Annotated in this window: 15 protein-coding genes and 1 riboswitch; of the genes, 6 read left to right on the forward strand and 9 right to left on the reverse strand. The window is 68.0% G+C overall.

The genetic code is table 11. The features are described from left to right. The first annotated feature begins 4 nt into the window (after nt 1-4). Together OXR60_RS07515 and OXR60_RS07520 are read left to right on the forward strand one after the other, a co-directional pair. Nucleotides 5-2,281 carry a VacB/RNase II family 3'-5' exoribonuclease gene (locus tag OXR60_RS07515; RefSeq protein ID WP_267395197.1) on the forward strand — a complete coding sequence of 759 codons (2,277 nt, stop codon included), beginning with the start codon at nt 5-7 and terminating at the stop codon, nt 2,279-2,281. Then, nucleotides 2,278-2,604, forward strand: a complete 327-nt coding sequence (locus OXR60_RS07520; RefSeq protein ID WP_267395198.1) for a hypothetical protein — start codon at nt 2,278-2,280, stop codon at nt 2,602-2,604. Before OXR60_RS07515 ends, OXR60_RS07520 begins: the two co-directional genes overlap by 4 nt. A 10-nt stretch (nt 2,605-2,614) precedes the next feature. Here the strand turns inward: OXR60_RS07520 and OXR60_RS07525 are convergent, their stop codons facing one another. Continuing rightward, the gene (locus OXR60_RS07525) at nt 2,615-3,766 is read right to left on the reverse strand and encodes a saccharopine dehydrogenase NADP-binding domain-containing protein (RefSeq protein ID WP_267395199.1); all 1,152 of its coding nucleotides are present in this window, start codon (nt 3,764-3,766) and stop codon (nt 2,615-2,617) included. Nucleotides 3,767-3,900: 134 nt separating this feature from the next. On the opposite strand from OXR60_RS07525, the gene OXR60_RS07530 reads away from it, so the two are divergent. After that, nucleotides 3,901-4,362: an SAM-dependent methyltransferase gene (locus OXR60_RS07530; protein ID WP_267395201.1), complete on the forward strand. Its 462-nt coding sequence runs from the start codon at nt 3,901-3,903 to the stop codon at nt 4,360-4,362. Between the two features lie 556 nt (nt 4,363-4,918). Here the strand turns inward: OXR60_RS07530 and OXR60_RS07535 are convergent. Then, nucleotides 4,919-6,685: an ABC transporter transmembrane domain-containing protein gene (locus OXR60_RS07535; protein WP_267395202.1), complete on the reverse strand. Its 1,767-nt coding sequence runs from the start codon at nt 6,683-6,685 to the stop codon at nt 4,919-4,921. 320 nt (nt 6,686-7,005) lie between these two features. On the opposite strand from OXR60_RS07535, the gene phaZ reads away from it, so the two are divergent. The 3 genes from phaZ to OXR60_RS07550 all read left to right on the forward strand — a co-directional run bounded on the left by phaZ (nt 7,006) and on the right by OXR60_RS07550 (nt 10,187). Continuing rightward, nucleotides 7,006-8,238, forward strand: a complete 1,233-nt coding sequence (gene phaZ, locus OXR60_RS07540; protein ID WP_267395204.1) for a polyhydroxyalkanoate depolymerase — start codon at nt 7,006-7,008, stop codon at nt 8,236-8,238. A gap of 341 nt (nt 8,239-8,579) precedes the next feature. Further along, nucleotides 8,580-9,905, forward strand: a complete 1,326-nt coding sequence (locus OXR60_RS07545; protein WP_267395205.1) for a S8 family serine peptidase — start codon at nt 8,580-8,582, stop codon at nt 9,903-9,905. A gap of 42 nt (nt 9,906-9,947) precedes the next feature. Next, nucleotides 9,948-10,187: a hypothetical protein gene (locus OXR60_RS07550; protein WP_267395206.1), complete on the forward strand. Its 240-nt coding sequence runs from the start codon at nt 9,948-9,950 to the stop codon at nt 10,185-10,187. A gap of 166 nt (nt 10,188-10,353) precedes the next feature. Here the strand turns inward: OXR60_RS07550 and OXR60_RS07555 are convergent, their stop codons facing one another. The 7 genes from OXR60_RS07555 to OXR60_RS07585 all read right to left on the reverse strand — a co-directional run bounded on the left by OXR60_RS07555 (nt 10,354) and on the right by OXR60_RS07585 (nt 18,157). Next, nucleotides 10,354-11,883, reverse strand: coding sequence for an aminoacyl--tRNA ligase-related protein (locus tag OXR60_RS07555; protein WP_267395207.1), 1,530 nt, complete (start codon nt 11,881-11,883; stop codon nt 10,354-10,356). Between the two features lie 45 nt (nt 11,884-11,928). Next, nucleotides 11,929-12,462, reverse strand: coding sequence for a CcdC protein domain-containing protein (locus OXR60_RS07560; RefSeq protein WP_267395208.1), 534 nt, complete (start codon nt 12,460-12,462; stop codon nt 11,929-11,931). Between the two features lie 62 nt (nt 12,463-12,524). Next, nucleotides 12,525-14,084, reverse strand: coding sequence for an aminomethyl-transferring glycine dehydrogenase subunit GcvPB (gene gcvPB, locus OXR60_RS07565; RefSeq protein ID WP_267395209.1), 1,560 nt, complete (start codon nt 14,082-14,084; stop codon nt 12,525-12,527). Then, nucleotides 14,081-15,439, reverse strand: coding sequence for an aminomethyl-transferring glycine dehydrogenase subunit GcvPA (gene gcvPA / locus OXR60_RS07570; RefSeq protein ID WP_267395210.1), 1,359 nt, complete (start codon nt 15,437-15,439; stop codon nt 14,081-14,083). Before gcvPA ends, gcvPB begins: the two co-directional genes overlap by 4 nt. Nucleotides 15,440-15,559: 120 nt before the next feature. Then, nucleotides 15,560-15,931, reverse strand: a complete 372-nt coding sequence (gene gcvH, locus OXR60_RS07575) for a glycine cleavage system protein GcvH (protein WP_267395211.1) — start codon at nt 15,929-15,931, stop codon at nt 15,560-15,562. 34 nt (nt 15,932-15,965) lie between these two features. Continuing rightward, nucleotides 15,966-17,147, reverse strand: a complete 1,182-nt coding sequence (gene gcvT, locus OXR60_RS07580) for a glycine cleavage system aminomethyltransferase GcvT (RefSeq protein ID WP_267395318.1) — start codon at nt 17,145-17,147, stop codon at nt 15,966-15,968. A gap of 56 nt (nt 17,148-17,203) precedes the next feature. Beyond that, nucleotides 17,204-17,307: riboswitch (glycine riboswitch) on the reverse strand. Nucleotides 17,308-17,506: 199 nt separating this feature from the next. Then, nucleotides 17,507-18,157, reverse strand: coding sequence for a hypothetical protein (locus OXR60_RS07585; RefSeq protein ID WP_267395212.1), 651 nt, complete (start codon nt 18,155-18,157; stop codon nt 17,507-17,509). Nucleotides 18,158-18,270 lie beyond the last annotated feature (113 nt).

Raw genomic sequence — 18,270 nt, forward strand, 5'->3', positions numbered from 1 at the left:
GCACGTGGCTAAAAAACCAAGAGCAGGGCTGCCGACGCGGCAGCAGATCCTCACCTTCATCGAGCAATCGGACGTTCCCGCCGGCAAGCGCGAGCTCGCCCGCGCCTTCGGCCTTACCGCGCAGGACAAGATCCAGCTCAAGGCGCTGCTCAAGGACATGGCCGACGAGGGGCTGATCGACAGCGCACCGGGCCGCGCCTTCCACAAGATGGGCGGGTTGCCCAAGGTCACCGTGCTGCGCGTCGCCGAGGTGGACGATGGCGGCAACGTCTGGGCGGTGCCCGATCGCTGGGAGGCCGACACGCCGGTGCCGCGGCTGCGGGTGCGCGAGCGCAAGCGCGGCGCGCTCGGCGTCGGCGAGCGCATCCTTGCCCGCACTGAGGAGGCCGGCAACGGCTGGATCGCGCACCCGATGAAGGTGCTCGCCAAATCGTCCGAGCAGATGCTCGGCGTGCTCCGCGCCGAGGGCGAGCGGTTCTGGCTGGTCGGCGTCGAGAAGAAGGAACGCCGCGAGTTCATGGTCTCCGACACCGGCGGTGCCGAGGCCGGCGATCTGGTGATGGCCGAGCTCGCCGGCAAGCCGCCGCGGATCACCGCGCGCGTCGTCCAGCGCCTCGGCGATCCGTTCGCGCCGCGCAGCTTCTCGCTGATCGCGATCCACAAGCTCGGCATCCCCGACGTGTTCGCCGACGAGACGCTGGTCGAGGCCGAGCGCGTCGCACAGACGCCGCTCGGCGATGACCGCGAGGATCTCACCCACCTCCCCATCGTCGCGATCGATCCTGCCGACGCGCGCGATCACGACGACGCGGTCTGGGCCGCGCTCGACGACGACCCCGGCAACGCCGGCGGCTGGAAGGCGGTGGTCGCGATCGCCGACGTCAGCTTCTACGTCCGCCCCAGTTCGGCGCTCGACCGCGAGGCGCGCCGCCGCGGCAACTCGGTCTATTTCCCCGATCGCGTCGTGCCGATGCTGCCCGAGATCCTGTCGGCCGAGGTCTGTTCGCTCAAGATGGGCGAAGACCGCGCCGCACTCGCCTGCCACCTCCAGATCAGCAAGAGCGGCGCGCTGACCGCGTGGCGCTTCACCCGCGCGGTGGTGCGGATCGCGGCGAACATCGCATATGAAGACGCGCAGACGATCGCCGACGCGGTCGCGGGCGACGCCCCGAGCCCGGGTGCCGAGCGCCCGCTGCTCAACCCCGCGCTTCGTCCGGGGTCGAGCGAGCGGGAAGTGGTCGCCGACGCCCTCGTCCCCCTGTGGGCCTGCTGGCGCGCGCTTGCCAAGGCGCGCGACGATCGCGAGCCGCTCGACCTCGACCTCCCCGAACGCCGCGTCGTGCTTGACGAGAAGGGCCGGATCATGTCGGTGGCGCCGCGCGAGCGGCTCGACGCGCACCGGCTGATCGAGGATTACATGATCGCCGCCAACGTCGCCGCCGCCAAGGCGCTCGAGGCCAAGAAGGCGCCGGTGATGTACCGCATCCACGAGCCGCCGAGCCGCGAGAAGCTCGCCGCGCTCAAGGAGTATCTCGACACGTTCGACGTGCCGCTCGCGCTCGGCCAGGTGATCCGCCCCGCCACCTTCAACCGCATCCTCGAGCGGATCGGCGAGGCCGAGTTCCGCCCGCAGGTGATGGAGCAGGTGCTGCGCACCCAGACCCAGGCCTATTATGCGCCGGAGAACCACGGCCATTTCGGCCTGTCGCTCGGCAGCTACGCGCATTTCACCTCGCCGATCCGTCGCTACGCCGATCTCCTCGTCCACCGCGCCCTGGTCTCGGCCTACAAGCTCGGCCCCGGCGGCCTTACGGCCGGCGAGGCGGAGGCGATGGAGGCGATCGGTCAGGGGATTAGCCAGCTCGAGCGCCGCGCGATGGAGGCCGAGCGCGACACCATCGACCGCTATGTCGCCGCCTTCCTGTCCGAACGCGTCGGCCAGACGCTCGAGGTGCGGATCACCGGCGTCCAGAACTACGGCTTCTTCGCCACCGTCGAGGGCATCGGCGGCGACGGGCTGATGCCGGTGCGCGATCTCGGCGGCGAATATTTCCGCTTCGACGAGGCCGCGCGCACGCTGATCGGCGAGACCACGGGCGAGGAATATAGCCTCGGCCAGCGCCTCGAACTGCGCCTCGCCGAGGCCAATCCGGTGTCGGGCGCGCTGCGCTTCGAGCTCCCCCAGGGCAAGACGGCGCCGCCATCGCGCCGCCGTACTGATCGCATTCTCAAGCAGCGCGGCCGTCCCGCCAACATCCGCCACCAGGGCAAGCGGCGATGACCGAGCTGCAGCGCACCGATGGGCAGGGCGTCGAGCGCACCCGCTATATTGTCCGCGGCACCATCGCGCCGCGCTTCGTCGATGCCCGCGCGGTGTGCGCCGCCGATGCGATCCCGTTCGCCCCGGCCAGCCCCCGCGAGCGCCGGGCGCTGGCGGCGATGATCGCCGGCGGCTCGATCCGCCTTGCCGCGCCCGGGCGCTTCTATTTCGACATGGCGGCCTATGAGGCCGCGGCGGCCGCGCGCGCGCGTCGCCTGCTGCCGCTGTGGATCGGCGGCGCGCTCGCCATCGCGGTGATCGCGCTGCTCTTCTACCCGCGCTGAGCGCCGCGGCTCAGCAGGCGGTGAAGGTCAGCCCCGCGCGCGCTTGCAGCCGATCGCGCAGGCCCGTGCCGAGCAGCGCCCCCGGGGTCCACACGCCCCCGGCGCCGTCGCTCTCGAGCAGGTACAGCGCGGTCTCCGTGATCATCTTGCTGGTCGAGCCATAGCCCGGGTCGCGGTCGCCGGTGACCACCGCATCGATCCGCTCGCCATCCGGCATCAGCCCGGCGAACAACAGGTCGTAATGCCCCGCTTCGCGCTCCTCGCGGCTCGGCCCCTCGCCCGGCTGCGGCCCCTTGTCGCCGGCGAACGGATTGAACTTGGCGATCGCCTCGGCGGCGACCTTGCCCATGTCGCCGAGCCCCGCGACCATCATCTCGTCGTAGACGAAGTCGGCGCCGTAGGCGTGGCCGAGCAGGAAGTTGGTGCGGTGGACGTTCTTGGTGTTGATCGGCGCCATCACGAACGGCGCCACCCAGCTGCCGATCGTCGCGTCATATTCGGGGATCATCCCCACCGGCTGGTGCGGCCCGGTGAACCCCGGGGTCAGCGCGAACGGGCTGGCGAGCAGCCCCATCAGCGACGGGTCGCGCGCCAGCGCCGCCAGCGTCGCCTTGACGCTCGCCGCGGTGCCGCCCGAGAAGCTCCCCTTCATCACCCGCACCCGCCCCTTCACCCGCGGCACCGGCCGGCCGAAGCGCGCGCGGGCATGCTCCTGCAGCGTCAGCACGCCGAGATCGAACGGGATCGAATCGAAGCCGCAGGAAAACACGATCCGCGCCCCGCTCGCCTGCGCCGCAGCCTGGTGCGCATCGATCATCGCCCGCATCCAGTGCGGCTCGCCGCACAGATCGACATAATCGGTCCCCGCCGCCGCACACGCCTCCACCAGCCCCGACCCGTAGAGCTGATACGGCCCCACCGTCGAGATGATCACCCGCGCCCGCGCCGCCATCGCCCGCAGCGCCTCAGGGTCGTCGGCCTCGGCGACCACCAGCGGCGTCGCCGCCGCGCCTGCGAGCCGCTCGCGCACCGCCTCGAGCCGGGCCAGGCTGCGCCCCGCCACCGCCCAGTGCGCGACGCCACGCTCGGCCAAATACTCAGCCACCAGCTGCCCGGTGAACCCGCTCGCGCCGTAGATGATGATGTCGAACTCGCGGGCCATGATCATATTCTCCCTGGCAGACCAGTGCGCTCACTCTACCCCCACGGCGACACGCGACAAGCCCGCCCGCCGCTAGCCAGAATCGCCCCATCGGCTACTATCGAGAACCCACACGGCAAGGACGAGCAGCAGCCATGACCTACACGATCGAGGCGATCGGCCATGTCCGCGGCGGCCGCACCGAGCCGACCGACGACGATTGGGGCACCAGCCATGCCATCATCCAGCTTGATCCCGCCGTCTTCGCGCCCGACGCACTCGCCGGGCTGGACGCGTTCAGCCACGCCGAGATCGTCTTCCTGTTCGACCAGGTCACGCCGCAGCAGATCGAACGCGGCGCCCGCCATCCTCGCGGCCGGACGGACTGGCCGCTCACCGGCATCTTCGCCCAGCGCGGCAAGAACCGGCCCAAGCGCCTCGGCGTGACGATCTGCCGGATCATGGCGGTGGAGGGCCTCTCCCTCCACGTCGAGGGCCTGGATGCGATCCACGGCACCCCCGTCATCGACATCAAGCCGGTGATGCGCGAGTTCCTGCCGCGTGGCGACATACACCAGCCGGCGTGGGTTTCGGAACTGATGGCGGCTTATTGGTGAGGCGAGCACGATCCGCCGGCGATACCGCACGTTCATCGCTGACGTGAACGTGCAACCTCTGCCGTTCGGATCCTGCGGCGGGGAAACAGATTGACTCATGTCGTTGCGAGCATGAAAGAAGTCATCCTGCATTAAGCTTGCCGCAACATAGTAGGTAATCCGACGTGGTGCTTCCAACGCGGGTACCGGCAGATCTCGGGCGACGGACAAGACTGATGATGGAGAGCATGTGCGAACCTTATCCCTGATCGTCCCACTCATGGCATGTCTGGCGTGGCCGGCAGCAGCCCAGGTAAGCACGTCAGTGCAGAAGGGTATCAACGGCCCTTATGTCGTTTATGGCGGAACCGACTTCGGCAGGCGCGACGTCGACGTATCCCACGGGGCGAAAATAGGATCGTTTGGCAAAAGCAAGGACGAGCAGGTTTCATGTCTTACCGAACGCAAATCCGGAAAGACGAAGTGCCTTACCTATGCTCGGTGGCGCAAGCTCGCTGAGCAAATGCCGTAATCCGGATGTCCGCGCCCTACCTGGGCGGGCATGTTATCCCGCCCCTCAAGCCGCCTCGCTGAACTGCAGGCTCGCCAGCCGCGCATAGAGCCCGCCATGGCCGATCAGGCTGGCATGGGTGCCCTCCTCGACGATCCGCCCGGCATCCATGACGATGATCCGCTCTGCCGCGCGCACCGTCGCCAGCCGGTGCGCGATCACCAGCGTGGTCCGGTTCTCCATCAGCCGTTCGAGCGCCTGCTGCACCAGCCGCTCGCTTTCGGCGTCGAGCGCGCTGGTCGCCTCGTCGAGCAGCAGGATCGGCGCATCGCGCAGCAGCGCGCGCGCGATCGTCACCCGCTGGCGCTGACCGCCGGACAGGCGCGCGCCGCCCTCGCCGAGGAAGGTGTCGAGCCCCTCGGGCAAGGCGCGCAGGAAGTCGGCCGCATTGGCCGCCTCGGCCGCCGCCCACAATTGCTCGTCGCTCGCCTCCCACAGGCCGTAGCGCAGATTGTCGCGCGCGCTGGCGCCGAAGATCACCGTGTCCTGCGGCACCATCGCCATCTGCGCGCGCACCGCCGCCGGATCCGCCTCGCGCAGGTCGACCCCGTCGAGCAGCACCCGGCCGGCATCGGGATCGTAGAAGCGCTCGGCGAGCTGGAACAGCGTCGACTTGCCCGCGCCCGACGGGCCGACCACCGCCACCGTCTCGCCCGGCCGCACGCTCAGCGAGAAGCCGCCAAGCGCCGCAGTGTCGGGCCTGGTCGGGTAATGGAAGCGCACCTGGTCGAACACCAGCGCGCCCTTCACCGGCACCGGCAGCGGCATCGGCGGCTCGGGCCGGGCGATCTCCGGCTGCTCGGCCATCAGCTCGGCAAGCCGGCTCGCCGCGCCGGCGCCGCGCAGCAGGTCGCCATAGACCTCGGTCAGCGCGCCGAACGCGCCGGCAACGATGCCGCCGGTCAGCACGAAGGCGGCGATCGCGCCGCCGCTGATTCGTCCGGCGGCGACATCGGTTGCGCCCTCCCACAGCACCAGCGTGATCGAACCGAAGATCAGCCCGATCATGATCGCGGTCATCACCGCGCGCAGCAGCACCCGCCGCTTGGCGGCCGCGAAGGTCGCATCCACCGCCGCGCCGAACCGCTGCGCCTCGCGCTGCTCCTGCCCGAACGCCTGGACGATCTTCATCGCGCCCAGCGTCTCGTTGATCAGCGACCCGACATCGGCGACCCTGTCCTGCGAGGTGCGCGACAGCGCGCGGATCCGGCGGCCGAGCACGGTGACCGGGAGGATGATCAGCGGGATGCCGAGCAGCAGCATGCCGGCGAGCTTGGGCGACAGCGCGAACAGATAGATCATGCCGCCGATGCCGGTGAAGCAGTTGCGCAACGCGATCGAGACGGTGCTGCCGATCACCGTCTCGATCAGTGCGGTGTCCGAGGTCAGCCGCGAGGCGATCTCCGACGGGCGGTTCTGCTCGAAGAAACGCGGGGTGAGGCCGAGCAGGTGGCGCTGCACGCCGGTGCGGATGTCGGCGATCACCCGCTCGGACAGCCAGGAGACGAAATAGAAGCGGATCGCGGTGGCGATCGCGAGCACGCCGACGATCATCAGCAGGTAATGGAACGACGACGATACCGCGCCATTCGCCCCCGGGCCGAAACCGCGATCGATCACCCGCTTGAAGCCATAGGGAATGGCGATCGTCGCCGCCGAGGTGGTGGTCAGCGCCAGCAGCGCGATCGCGAGTTGCCCTGGGTAATCGAGCAGCCGCTGCCAGACGAGCATGAGATCGCCAAGGCGACGGCGGGGTGGGGTGGGCTCGGCCATGCCGCCGCCTAGCAGCCGAGACGGATGCGCTCAACGCCGGTGCGGGATGATGCCGTCACTGGGTGTCAGCCGGGGTCTCGACCTGGCCTATCCCCTGCCACCACCAGTGACGCCGCTTTCGCCAGGTCACGCCTCATCCCCGTCATGCTGACCTTGGTTCAGCATCCATCACCGGAACTGTGCCGCCTGCCTCGACGCGCAGGCCATGATCGCCCGACAAGTTCAGGGTAATGCAGCCCCAGCTGCCGCTGCGACGCAACAATCCTTACCTGGCATTTCCCGCACGACACGTCCGCCCAGGATACGCTACACGATACCGCATGCTCTACGACGCCTATGAACTGCAGCGGAAAATGCTCGCCGGCGCCAGCGCCATGGCGCGGTTGGGCGCCGGATGGCTGCAGGGGCCGGCAAACCCGTTTTCCTATATGGGCGGTGGCACGGTGGTCGCCTCGGCGCTCGAGGTGTTCGCCCATGCTGCTGCACCGCGGGGTAAACCGGCGTTCGGCCTCACCCACACGGTGATCGACGGCGACGAGGTCGCGGTGCATGAGGAGATCGTCTTCCAGCGCCCGTTCGGCCAGCTCAAGCGCTTCCGCCGCGAAGGCATCGAGCAGGCGCCCAAGCTGCTGATCGTCGCACCGATGTCGGGCCATTACGCCACGCTGCTGCGCGGCACGGTTGAACGCATGCTCCCGGTCGCCGACGTCTACATTACCGACTGGCGCGACGCGAAGCTGGTCCCGCTTGCCGATGGCCGGTTCGATCTCGATGATTACATCGATTATCTGGTCGCCTTCCTCGCCGCGATCGGGCCCAACGCGGGCCAGGGCGGCACCCACATGCTCGCGGTGTGCCAGCCGTCGGTGCCATGCCTCGCCGCGGTCGCGCTGATGAGCGCCGATGCCCATCCCTGCCGGCCGCGGACGCTGACCATGATGGGCGGCCCGATCGACACCCGCGAGGCGCCGACCGCGGTCAACACGCTCGCCACCGAGCGCCCGCACAGCTGGTTCGCCGACAATGTGATCGTCACCGTGCCCGCAGGTCACCCCGGCGCCGGCCGCCGGGTCTATCCCGGCTTCCTCCAGCTTGCCGGATTCATGTCGATGAACCTCGGCAACCACATGCAGAGCCATTGGGAGATGTTCGCGCATCTCGTCCAGGGCGATGGCGAGGGCGCAGGCGCGACCAAGGCTTTTTACGAGGAATATCGCTCGGTCTGCGACATGACCGCGGAATTCTACCTGCAGACGATCGACCGAGTGTTCCAGACCCACGCCCTGCCGCGAGGGCTGATGACCCACCGCGGCCGCCCGGTCGATCTCGCCGCGATCACCGATGTCGCGCTGCTCGCGGTGGAAGGCGAGAAGGACGACATCTCCGGGCTCGGCCAGACCAAAGCGGCGCTGACCCTCGCCACCAGCCTTCCCGCCGAGCTGAAGCGCTATCTCGTCGCCGAGGGCGCCGGCCATTACGGCATCTTCAACGGCAGCCGCTGGCGCAACATGGTCGCGCCGGTGGTCGAGCAGTGGATCGCCGCCCACAGCTGATCCGCCCCGGAAGACTGATGATCGGGCCTGGCCGCGGCAGATGCCACCGCCGTCCGCAGCTATGACTGCAATCCGGAAACCAGCCCGAGCGGACCTTAACTGCGAATTCCCGCTTGCGCTGGGCAACGAAGTTCAGCAATTAGCGGGAAATACTAACCTGCTTTGTATTGGTCGATAATTGACTCGCCACAATGGCGAGTATTATCATTCCAGCTCCATTATCGAGTCGCACAATACAGTCATGCTGCTTGCGGCATCGATAGTCATTGTCATCATTATTCATGCTTACCCGTGTCTAACAACCTCATGTTGTCGTTCAACTGATCATCAGGAGAGGGATCGTGGCAAACAAGGCTGGCAATGGTAGTAACGGTAGCAACGGTGTGAATGGCAACGGCGGCGGCGGCCCGGGCGTCAGCGCCTATGATGTCATGCTGCTGTCGGCGCTCGAACGCGGCGATGAAAGCCTGCAGACCGGGCGCTACATCGTCACTTATGCTGATAATGCGCAGGAGGAGACGACCGCGCATCTCAAGGCGCTCGGCCTGCGCACGGCCGATGCGCGCGACTTCACTGATCAGGCGGCGTCGGTCGAGGATGTCGGCGATGCCGATGTGCTGATGCTGCCGGAGATTGGCGTCGCGGTGATCAGCGCGGAGGCCGCCGGCGAGCGCAGCGCCAGGCTGCAGGAATCGGCCGCCGCGTCGGATCAGCCCATCGCGGCCTATGAGCCCGAATATTTCGTGTTCGCCGAGGATCTGTCCACCGATTACATTCGCGGCTTCCGCCGCGCGATCGACGCCCTGTCCGCTGATGCCATCTTGCCGGATCTGCAGGATCCGGACGAATTCGAGGCGCAGGTGCTCGGCGCCACCTGGGGATTGGCCGCGTGCAAGGTGCCGATCAGCGCCCGCAGCGGCGCCGGCATCCGCGTGGCGGTGCTCGACACCGGCATGGCCCTCAATCACCCCGACTTCGTCGGCCGGCCGATCGTCAGCCACAGTTTCGTCGGCCAGCCGGTTCAGGATCTCCACGGTCACGGCACCCATTGCACCGGCACGTCATGTGGCCCGCAGGCACCGGTCGGCACGACGCCGCGTTACGGCATCGCCTATCAAGCGCCGATCTTCATCGGCAAGGTCTTGTCCAATACCGGGTCGGGCGCCACCGGCGGGGTGCTCGCCGGGATGAACTGGGCGATCGCCAACCGCTGCGCGGTGATCTCCATGTCGCTGGGGTCGCAGTCGCCGCCGCAGGCCGCCTATACCGCGGCCGGGCAGGCGGCGCTCAACAACGGCTGCCTGATCATCGCCGCGTCAGGCAATGCCGCGGCGCAGACGGGGGCGCCGGCGAACTCGCCGACGATCATGTCGGTCGCCTCGCTCGACCCTAATCTGCGGCCGTCGTCCTTCTCGAATTTCGGCAAGATCGAGATCGCGGCGCCCGGGCGCGACGTCTTCTCCAGCGTGCCCATGCCCCAGCGCTACGGGATCAAGAGGGGTACCAGCATGGCCACGCCACATGTCGCCGGTTGCGCCGCGCTGTGGGCGCAGACCGGCGCCAATTTGCGCGGCCAGGCATTGTGGAACAAGCTGCTCGCCTCGGCGAAGCCGCTGCCCTTCCCTGCTGCGCGCGTCGGCAAGGGGCTGGTCCAGGCGCCGAGTTGACCCGCCGCAGCAGGGAGACCTGCGTCCCGAGGAGCCACGCCAATGCCTGACAACAAGCGGTGGATCGTCACGGTCTCGCCCGATGAGCCCCTCCCCCGCGTCCGCCGCGGCTTGGAGGACGCAGGCTTTGCCGTCCGCGAGGTGATGGAAGCGATCGGCGTCGTCACCGGGGACGCCGATGACGAGGCCGCAACCCGCATCCGCGACCTCAAGGGGGTGCGCGATGTGTCGCCGGACGGCACTGTCGATATCGGCCCGCCCGATGCTCCCTCAACGTGGTAGCCGCGCGTAAACGACCGATGGCGGCGAGCCTGTGCTTGCCGCCATCGACTCGATAGGCGCTGTCCTACAGCGGCCTACCCTGTCACGCTCGCCGGACGCCCGGCGCATCGCCCGAGTCGCCGGGCGCAACCGTGGTCGATATGTGCGACCTTAGCGAAGTTAGCGCTCAATAGGCCCGCGCCAGCAGCACCCGCTCCACCGCGGCCTCGCCGGTGAAGATGCAGACGCCATCCGCCGGCGCCGCGTCGACCGGCACGTTGCGGACGGTGAGCTTGAGCGCCTTCAGCCGCTCCACCACCGCATCGAGCGCCGCGCCGGTCGGCTTGGCCCATTGTACCTCGACCCAGCCCGGGTTCTTCACCCCGTCGGCGAAATGGGCCTCGACCGCCGCAAAGTTGGCGGCCGGCACGATTCCCGCCTTCAGCCGCGCGGTCGCCTCGTCGTGCAGCCCCGCCTGGATCGCCGCGAGCAGCCCCGGCGCCGTGGCGACCAGTTCGTCACGTGCCATCACCTGCGAATCGAGCTTGCCGTCCTCACGGTACAGCCGGTCGCGGCGGATCACCGAGACGTTGCCACCGGCGACGTCGCGGCCGCCGATCTCGATCACCACCGGCGCGCCCTTCTTCACCCAGCCCCAGCGCTTGGTCGCCGCCTTGGGGGGCTTGATGTCGATCAGCGCGCGCACCGGCTCGCCGAGCGCCGACAGCGCCGCAAGCTCGGCCTGCAGCGTCTTGGCGTAAGCGACGATGCTTTCGTCTTCGGGCTGGTCGCGCAGCATCGGCACGATCACGATCTGCCAGGGCGCGATCCGCGGCGGCACGCGCAGGCCGTCGTCGTCACCATGGACCATGATCACGCCGCCGATCATCCGCGTCGAGACGCCCCAACTGGTGGTGTTGGCCAGCTCGAACTGGCCGTCGGCATTCTGGAAGCGGATGTTCTGCGCGTGCGCGAAGTTGGTGCCCAGGAAGTGGCTGGTGCCCGCCTGGAGCGCCTTGCCGTCCTGCATCATCGCCTCGATCGACCAGGTCTCCACCGCGCCCGGGAAGCGCTCGTTCTCGGGCTTCTCGCCCGCGACCACCGGCAGCGCCAGGCAGTCCTCGGCGAAGGAGCGATACACCTCGAGCATCTTCAGCGTCTCGTCGCGCGCCTCGGCAGGCGTCGCATGCGCGGTATGCCCCTCCTGCCACAGGAACTCGGAGGTGCGCAGGAACATGCGGGTGCGCATCTCCCAGCGCACGACATTGGCCCATTGGTTGATCAGCACCGGCAGGTCGCGCCACGACTGCACCCATCGCGCGAAGGCGGCACCGATCACCATCTCGGAGGTCGGGCGCACGACCAGCGGCTCTTCGAGCTTGGCGGTCGGATCGGGCACCAGCCCGCCCTTGCCGTCGCCGACCAGCCGGTGGTGGGTCACCACCGCCATCTCCTTGGCAAAGCCCTCGACGTGCTCCGCCTCCTTTTCAAAATAGGAGAGCGGGATGAACAGCGGGAAGTAGCAATTCTCGTGGCCGGTCGCCTTGATCCGGTCGTCGAGCAACCGCTGGATCCGCTCCCAGATGCCATAGCCCCACGGCCGGATTACCATGCAGCCGCGCACGCCGGATTCCTCGGCGAGATCGGCCTCGCTGATCACGGACTGGTACCAGGCGGCGAAATCCGCTTCGCGGGTGACGGGGAGTGCGTGCTTCATCCGCGCGCTTTATCCGCGCGCGAGATGTTCGTCACCCCGGCTCGTTCAGGCGGTCACGGGCGCCCGCGCCGCGGCCAGCATCCGCCGCGCGCGCAGGTACATCTCCAGGCGCGTCGTCGCGAACAGGCCGACGGCGAGCGCGATCAGCACGTCGGTGATCAGCATGGTGCTGAGATGCAGACTGTAGGCGCCGCTACCCGCCAGCAGGTCGCGCGCCGCGAAACGGACGCCGATCAGCACGACGATGAACAGCATCGCCGCCGGCGAGGTCTGCTGGTTGAGCTTGTGGGTCTCCGCATCCACGGTGATCCGCATCATCTTGCCGCGCTGCCAGCCGAGCGCGCTGCCAACCAGCAGAGCAAGGCCGCTGAATAGCCAGCCGAGCCGGCCGGGCGGGAACTGCATGAACATCACCGCCGCGAACACTGCGTAGATCGCCGGGATCACCCACAATGTCTCGAGCCGCAACGGCCGCGTCCGCTTCATGCCGCGCATCCGGATCGCCAGCACGACAACCACGATCACCGTGCTGATGACATAGCCGATCCATTGGCCCGGCTGTGCTGCGTGCGTCTGCATGATACCCTCCCCGCTACCACTCCAACGCTGTGGTAACAGGGTAAGGCACCATCGATCCAGACCTATTCGGCGGCGACCTTGTCCTTCCACACCAGCACCGGCTTGCGCGCCGCCTGCGTCTCGTCGAGGCGGCTGCGCGGCGCGAAATGCGGCGCGGTCTTGAGTGTCTGATCGCCGGCCTTGGCACGCTCCGCCACTGATCGCAGCGCCCCGATGAACTGATCGAGTGCCGCCTTCGACTCCGTCTCGGTCGGTTCCACCAGCATCGCGCCATGGACGACGAGCGGGAAATACACCGTCATCGGGTGGAAGCCCTCGTCAATCAACCCCTTGGCGACGTCGAGCGTCGAGAACCCTTCGGCGAGGTTGGCATCGGAGAAGATCGCCTCGTGCATGCACGGCCCGCTGCCCGCGAACGGCGCATCGAGCGCACCTTCGAGGCTGCGCAGCACGTAATTGGCGTTGAGCACCGCATCCTCGGCAACCTGGCGGAGGCCGTCGGCACCGTGGCTGAGGATATAGGTCAGCGCGCGGGTGAACATCCCCATCTGCCCGTGGAACGCGACCATGCGGCCAAAGCTCTGCGCGTGGTGATCCTCGGCCGTTTCCTCCTCGACCAGCACGAACTGGTCGCCCTGCTTGTCGACAAAGGGCAGCGGCGCGAACGGAGTGAGCGCCGCGGAGAACACCACCGGCCCGGAACCCGGACCGCCACCGCCGTGCGGCGTCGAGAAGGTCTTGTGGAGGTTGATGTGCATCGCATCGACGCCAAGGTCGCCCGGCCGCACCCGGCCGACGATCGCGTTAAAATTGGCGCCGTCGCAATAGACGTAGCCGCCCGCGGCGTGCACCGCGTCCGAGATCGCCTTGAGATCGCGCTCGAACAGCCCGCAGGTATTGGGATTGGTGATCATCACGCCGGCGACATCCGGCCCGAGCCGCGCCGTCAGCGCCGCGGTGTCGACCCGGCCGTCGGCGGTGGCGGGAATATCCTCCACCGTAAAGCCCGCGAAGGCGGCGGTGGCGGGATTGGTGCCATGCGCCGACTCGGGCACCAGGATCACCTTGCGATGACCCTCGTTGCGCGCCTCTAGCGCCGCCTTGATCGCGAGGATGCCGCACAGCTCGCCATGCGCGCCGGCCTTGGGGCTCATCGCCACCGACTGCATGCCGGTGAGCGTCACCAGCCAGTGGCTGAGCTGGTGGATCACCTCCAGCGCGCCCTGCACCGTATCGGTCGGTTGCAGCGGGTGGACGTCGGCGAAGCCCGGCAGCCGCGCCATCTTCTCGTTGAGCCGCGGGTTGTGCTTCATGGTGCACGAGCCGAGCGGGAACAGGCCGAGATCGATTGCGTAATTCTGCCGACTGAGGCGAGTATAATGGCGAACCGTTTCGGGCTCGGACAAGCCGGGCAGGCCGATCGGCGCGGCACGGTCGAGCCCGCCGAGCCGCGAGGCGACCGTGACAGGCGCGGCGACTTCGACGCCCGTCGTGTCGGTCGCACCGATCTCGAAGATCAGCGCTTCCTCGAGCATCAGTGCCTTGTTGCCGGTGAAGGTAGCGGCGATCGGTTCGCCCTTTTCCGGCGCGGTCGGGCGCCAGCCGCTCTGATTGATCGTCATGCGAGCAGCTCCTCGAGCGCGGCGGCAAGGGTTTCGACGTCCTCCGCGGTAGTGGTTTCGGTCACCGCGACGACCAACCCGTTGGCGAGATCGGCGGCGTCGGGATAGAGCCGACCGAGCGACACGCCGGCAAGGATGCCGCGCTCGGCAAGCGCCCGCACGACCGGCCGGGCTTCCGTGGGTAGCTTCAGCGTAAATTCGTTAAAGAAGCTCTCGGTGACAAGCTCGACCCCCGGCACCTGCACGAGCCGCTCGGCCGCCGCGACCGCGCCGGCATGGTTGGTCGCCGCCAGTGCGCGCAGCCCGGCCTCGCCGAGCAAGGTCATGTGGATCGAGAAGGCAAGCGCGCACAGCCCCGAGTTGGTGCAGATGTTGCTGGTCGCCTTTTCGCGGCGGATATGCTGCTCGCGCGTCGACAGGGTGAGCACGAAGCCGCGGCGGCCATCGGCATCGACCGTCTCGCCGCACAGCCGGCCGGGCATCTGGCGAACATATTTGTCCTTGCAGCCGAACAGGCCGACATAGGGTCCACCGAACTGGAGCCCGACGCCGAGCGACTGGCCTTCGCCAACGACGATGTCGGCATCCATCTCGCCCGGGCTCTTGATTGCGCCGAGCGCCACCGGCTCGGTGACCACCGCGATCAGCAGCGCCTTGTTGGCGTGGCAGGCGTCGGCGAGCGGGGTGAGATCGGCGATGCGGCCGAGGATATCGGGATATTGCACCACGACGCAGGAGGTATCGGCGTCGATGCTCGCGATCAGTCGCTCGATGTCGGTGTCCGCGCCGAGCGTCGGCGTTGCGGTATCGAGCACGTCGCCGGTGTATTTCGCCATGGTGTTGGCGACCGACACGTAATGCGGATGCAGCCCGGCCGAGAGGATCGCCTTGCCGCGCTTGGTGATGCGCCGCGCCATGCCGATGGCCTCCCAGCAGGCGGTCGAGCCGTCGTACATCGATGCGTTGGCAACATCGGTACCGAGCAGCCGCGCCACCTGCGTCTGAAACTCGAACAGCATCTGCAGCGTGCCCTGCGCGATTTCAGGCTGATAGGGGGTGTAGGCGGTCAGGAACTCGCCGCGCTGGATCAGGTGATCGACGCTGGCGGGCACGTGGTGGCGATAGGCGCCGCAGCCGAGGAAGAACGGCCCCTCGCCCGCCACGGTGTTCTTGCGTGCCAAGGCCGTCATATGCCGCTCGACCGCCAACTCGCTGGCGTGAGGAGGCAGGCCGGGCACCGGCCCGGGCAGGCGCGCCGACTCAGGCACGTCGACGAACAGATCGTCGATCGACGCGGCACCGATCACGCCGAGCATGGCCTCGCGATCGGACGGGGTAAGGGGCAGATAGCGCATCACGTTCCTTTGAAACGTCACCCCAGCGAAGGCTGGGGTCTCGGGCCACAGCGTCGACAATAGCGTCGTGCAGGCGGCGCAAGATCCCGGCTTGTGCCGGGATGACGGTTACGGTGGGACTTACAGCTTCGCGACAAAGCTTTCGTAGGCGGTCTCGTCCATCAGCGCTGCGACCTCGGCCGGATCACTCAGCGTGATCTTGTAGAACCAGCCTTCCGCCTCGGGATCGGTGTTCACCAGGCTGGGATCGTCGGCGAGCGCGGCATTGCCCTCGATTACCGTGCCCGATACCGGCGAATAGACATCGGACGCCGCCTTTACCGACTCGACCACCGCGGCCTCGTCGCCCTTGGCGAGCTGCTTGCCCTCTTCGGGCACGTCGACGAACACGATGTCGCCGAGCTGGCCCTGGGCATAATCGGAGATGCCGACGGTGCCGATGTTGCCATCGATGTCGATCCATTCGTGATCTTCGGTAAAGTAACGGCTCATCTCATCTGCCTCCCAAAAAGCTCAAAGTTGCTGCTCAAACCTGGCGGACGTAGCGGTGCGGCACGAACGGCATCGCTGCCACCGTGGCATTGTGGATCTTGCCGCGCTGCACGAGCTGGACGGTGCGCCCCTCGACCGCAAGCGACGCCGGCAGATAGGCCATCGCGATCGGCCCGCCGAACGACGGCGCGAAGCCGCCGCTAGTGACCTTGCCGATCTCGGCGCCACTGGCATCGACCACGCTCGCGCCCTCGCGTACCGGCTGGCGGCCGCTGACCACCAGCCCGACGCGCTTGGTTGCAGGTCCATGCTCGCGCTCGTCGAGGATCCGCTTGGCGCCCGCGAAATCTGCCGCCTCGCGACGCTTCTTGGCGAGCGCAAAGCCGAGGTCGGCCATCACCGGCGTCGTCTCGGGATCGAGGTCGTGGCCGTAGAGCGGCAGCCCGGCCTCGAGACGCAGCGAATCGCGTGCGCCAAGGCCGATTGGCTTGATCTCGGGCTGCGCACACAGCGCATCGGCAAAGGCTTCGGCGACGTCGGCGGGGATCGAGATCTCGACGCCATCCTCGCCGGTGTAGCCCGAGCGGCTGATCCACAGCGGCGTGCCGTTCCATTCGAACGCATCGGCGGTCATGAACACCAGGCGATCAACACCCGGCACCAGCCGCGCCACCGCGGCGACTGCCTTGGGCCCCTGCACTGCGAGCAAGGCCTGATCGTCCATCAGGTTCAGCGTCACCGCGTCGGGCAGGAAATCGAGCAGATAGGCGATGTCGTCGTACTTGGTGGCGCCATTGACCACCATGTACAGCTCGTCCCCGGTCTCGCCTTCACCCGTCGCGGCACGCCGCGTCACCATCAGATCATCAAGGATTCCGCCCTGCTCGTCGAGTAGCAGCGAGTAGCGGTTGCGCTTCGGGGCAAGGCCGGTGACGTCGCCGGGCAGCACCGCCTCGAGCGCCTTGTCGGCGCCCTCGCCGGTGAACACCAATTGGCCCATGTGGCTGACGTCGAACAACCCGGCGCTTTCGCGCGTCCACAGATGCTCGGCCATGATGCCCTCGTACTGGACGGGCATCTCATAGCCGGCGAACGGCACCATGCGGCCGCCGCGGGCGCGATGCCAGGCGTCGAGCGGGAGCTGCTGGACGACGTCGTGTGCGGCATCGTCGCCATCGGCATTCGCCACATCGGCGATATCGGACTTGGGGGGCATGCTCATCGAACCGTCTCCACAGGGCGGCCGACTGCAGCCTGGCGCCGCAACCGAACCAAACCCCCTCTGTCACGGTACCTGAGAGCTTTCGCCGGCCTTGCGATGGACCGGCTTACCCCTTCGGTGGCTCCTCGAAGGAGCGCTTTCCAGAGTGTCGAATGGCGCGCGCGGTCCGGGTTGCCTGAGAGATTCCGGGGTGGTTGCTCCTTCGGCGGCCTCCTTCTTCCGGACGGCAGCCATGCTACCAGGTTCGGAACGGAGACTCTCTCCCGCGCGTGCCCATGCCGGTTGCCCGGCATCGACCTGTCAGGCTGTGGCGGGGCGGAAAACCCAAGTCAACGGCAATCAGCCGCCCGCGATCAACGCTGGGCGTTATACTTCAGCTGATCGTCGGTGAGCTGGAAACCGACCAGCGCCTCGAAGCTCGCGCTCAGCACCGCCTGCCGGATTTCGGGGCGGGTCAGCGGATCGGTGGCCGCATCCTGGTCGCCGGCCTTGCGCTTCTTGGTCAGCTCGTCGCGGACGTTCTGCGGCAGCGTCGCCGCGGCGCGGCTCACCCAGCTGGTCGCCTGGCCGGTAGCGGTGGCGCGCGCCTGGCCGGCATCGAAATGCACCGCGACCTGGCCGACACGCTTGGCGGTAACGTTGGTACCGCCACGGACCATGGCGATGAAGTACGGCAGCGTCAGATCGCGCGGCGCGTCGGCACGGGTGCGGCGGGCGTTGACCTGGAAGGTAACGGTGGTCGCGATCTGCTCACCGCTGTCGTTGCAGGTGGAGCGGACGTTGGTGACATCGGCGACGACGTCGATCGCGCTGGCGTCGCGGCTGCCGGCCGGATCGAACAAGGTGACGTCGCCGGTGCCGGCGGGCACCCCAACCACCGGGCAGGCGGAGCGAACCGCGGAGATGCCGCCTTCGACGATCTCGCCCTTGCCGGCGCAACCGCCAAGAGCAAGCGCGCCGATGGCAAGTGCCGGGGCGGAAAGGCCAAGCAGGGTGGTTTTCACGGGAACGCGTACCTTTTCGAACGGCTGGGGCCAGACCGAATGGCGGCCCCGGATCGGCGCGCACCATAGGAACCGGCTTTCACCCGCGCAAGCAATGGCGTAGAGCCGCGGCA

It is taken from the genome of Sphingomonas sp. GC_Shp_5 (assembly GCF_026540855.1).
Classification (GTDB): Bacteria; Pseudomonadota; Alphaproteobacteria; order Sphingomonadales; family Sphingomonadaceae; genus Sphingomonas.

Bases quoted from the DNA above. Each gene is read 5' to 3' on its own strand.
- OXR60_RS07525 (WP_267395199.1), bottom strand. From the start codon at position 3,766: ATGGCCCGCGAGTTCGACATCATCATCTACGGCGCGAGCGGGTTCACC.
- gcvH (WP_267395211.1), bottom strand. From the start codon at position 15,931: ATGAGCCGTTACTTTACCGAAGATCACGAATGGATCGACATCGATGGC.
- gcvT (WP_267395318.1), bottom strand. From the start codon at position 17,147: ATGCCCCCCAAGTCCGATATCGCCGATGTGGCGAATGCCGATGGCGAC.
- gcvPB (WP_267395209.1), bottom strand. From the start codon at position 14,084: ATGACGATCAATCAGAGCGGCTGGCGCCCGACCGCGCCGGAAAAGGGC.
- OXR60_RS07555 (WP_267395207.1), bottom strand. From the start codon at position 11,883: ATGAAGCACGCACTCCCCGTCACCCGCGAAGCGGATTTCGCCGCCTGG.
- OXR60_RS07550 (WP_267395206.1), top strand. From the start codon at position 9,948: ATGCCTGACAACAAGCGGTGGATCGTCACGGTCTCGCCCGATGAGCCC.
- OXR60_RS07535 (WP_267395202.1), bottom strand. From the start codon at position 6,685: ATGGCCGAGCCCACCCCACCCCGCCGTCGCCTTGGCGATCTCATGCTC.
- phaZ (WP_267395204.1), top strand. From the start codon at position 7,006: ATGCTCTACGACGCCTATGAACTGCAGCGGAAAATGCTCGCCGGCGCC.
- OXR60_RS07530 (WP_267395201.1), top strand. From the start codon at position 3,901: ATGACCTACACGATCGAGGCGATCGGCCATGTCCGCGGCGGCCGCACC.
- OXR60_RS07560 (WP_267395208.1), bottom strand. From the start codon at position 12,462: ATGCAGACGCACGCAGCACAGCCGGGCCAATGGATCGGCTATGTCATC.
- OXR60_RS07520 (WP_267395198.1), top strand. From the start codon at position 2,278: ATGACCGAGCTGCAGCGCACCGATGGGCAGGGCGTCGAGCGCACCCGC.
- gcvPA (WP_267395210.1), bottom strand. From the start codon at position 15,439: ATGCGCTATCTGCCCCTTACCCCGTCCGATCGCGAGGCCATGCTCGGC.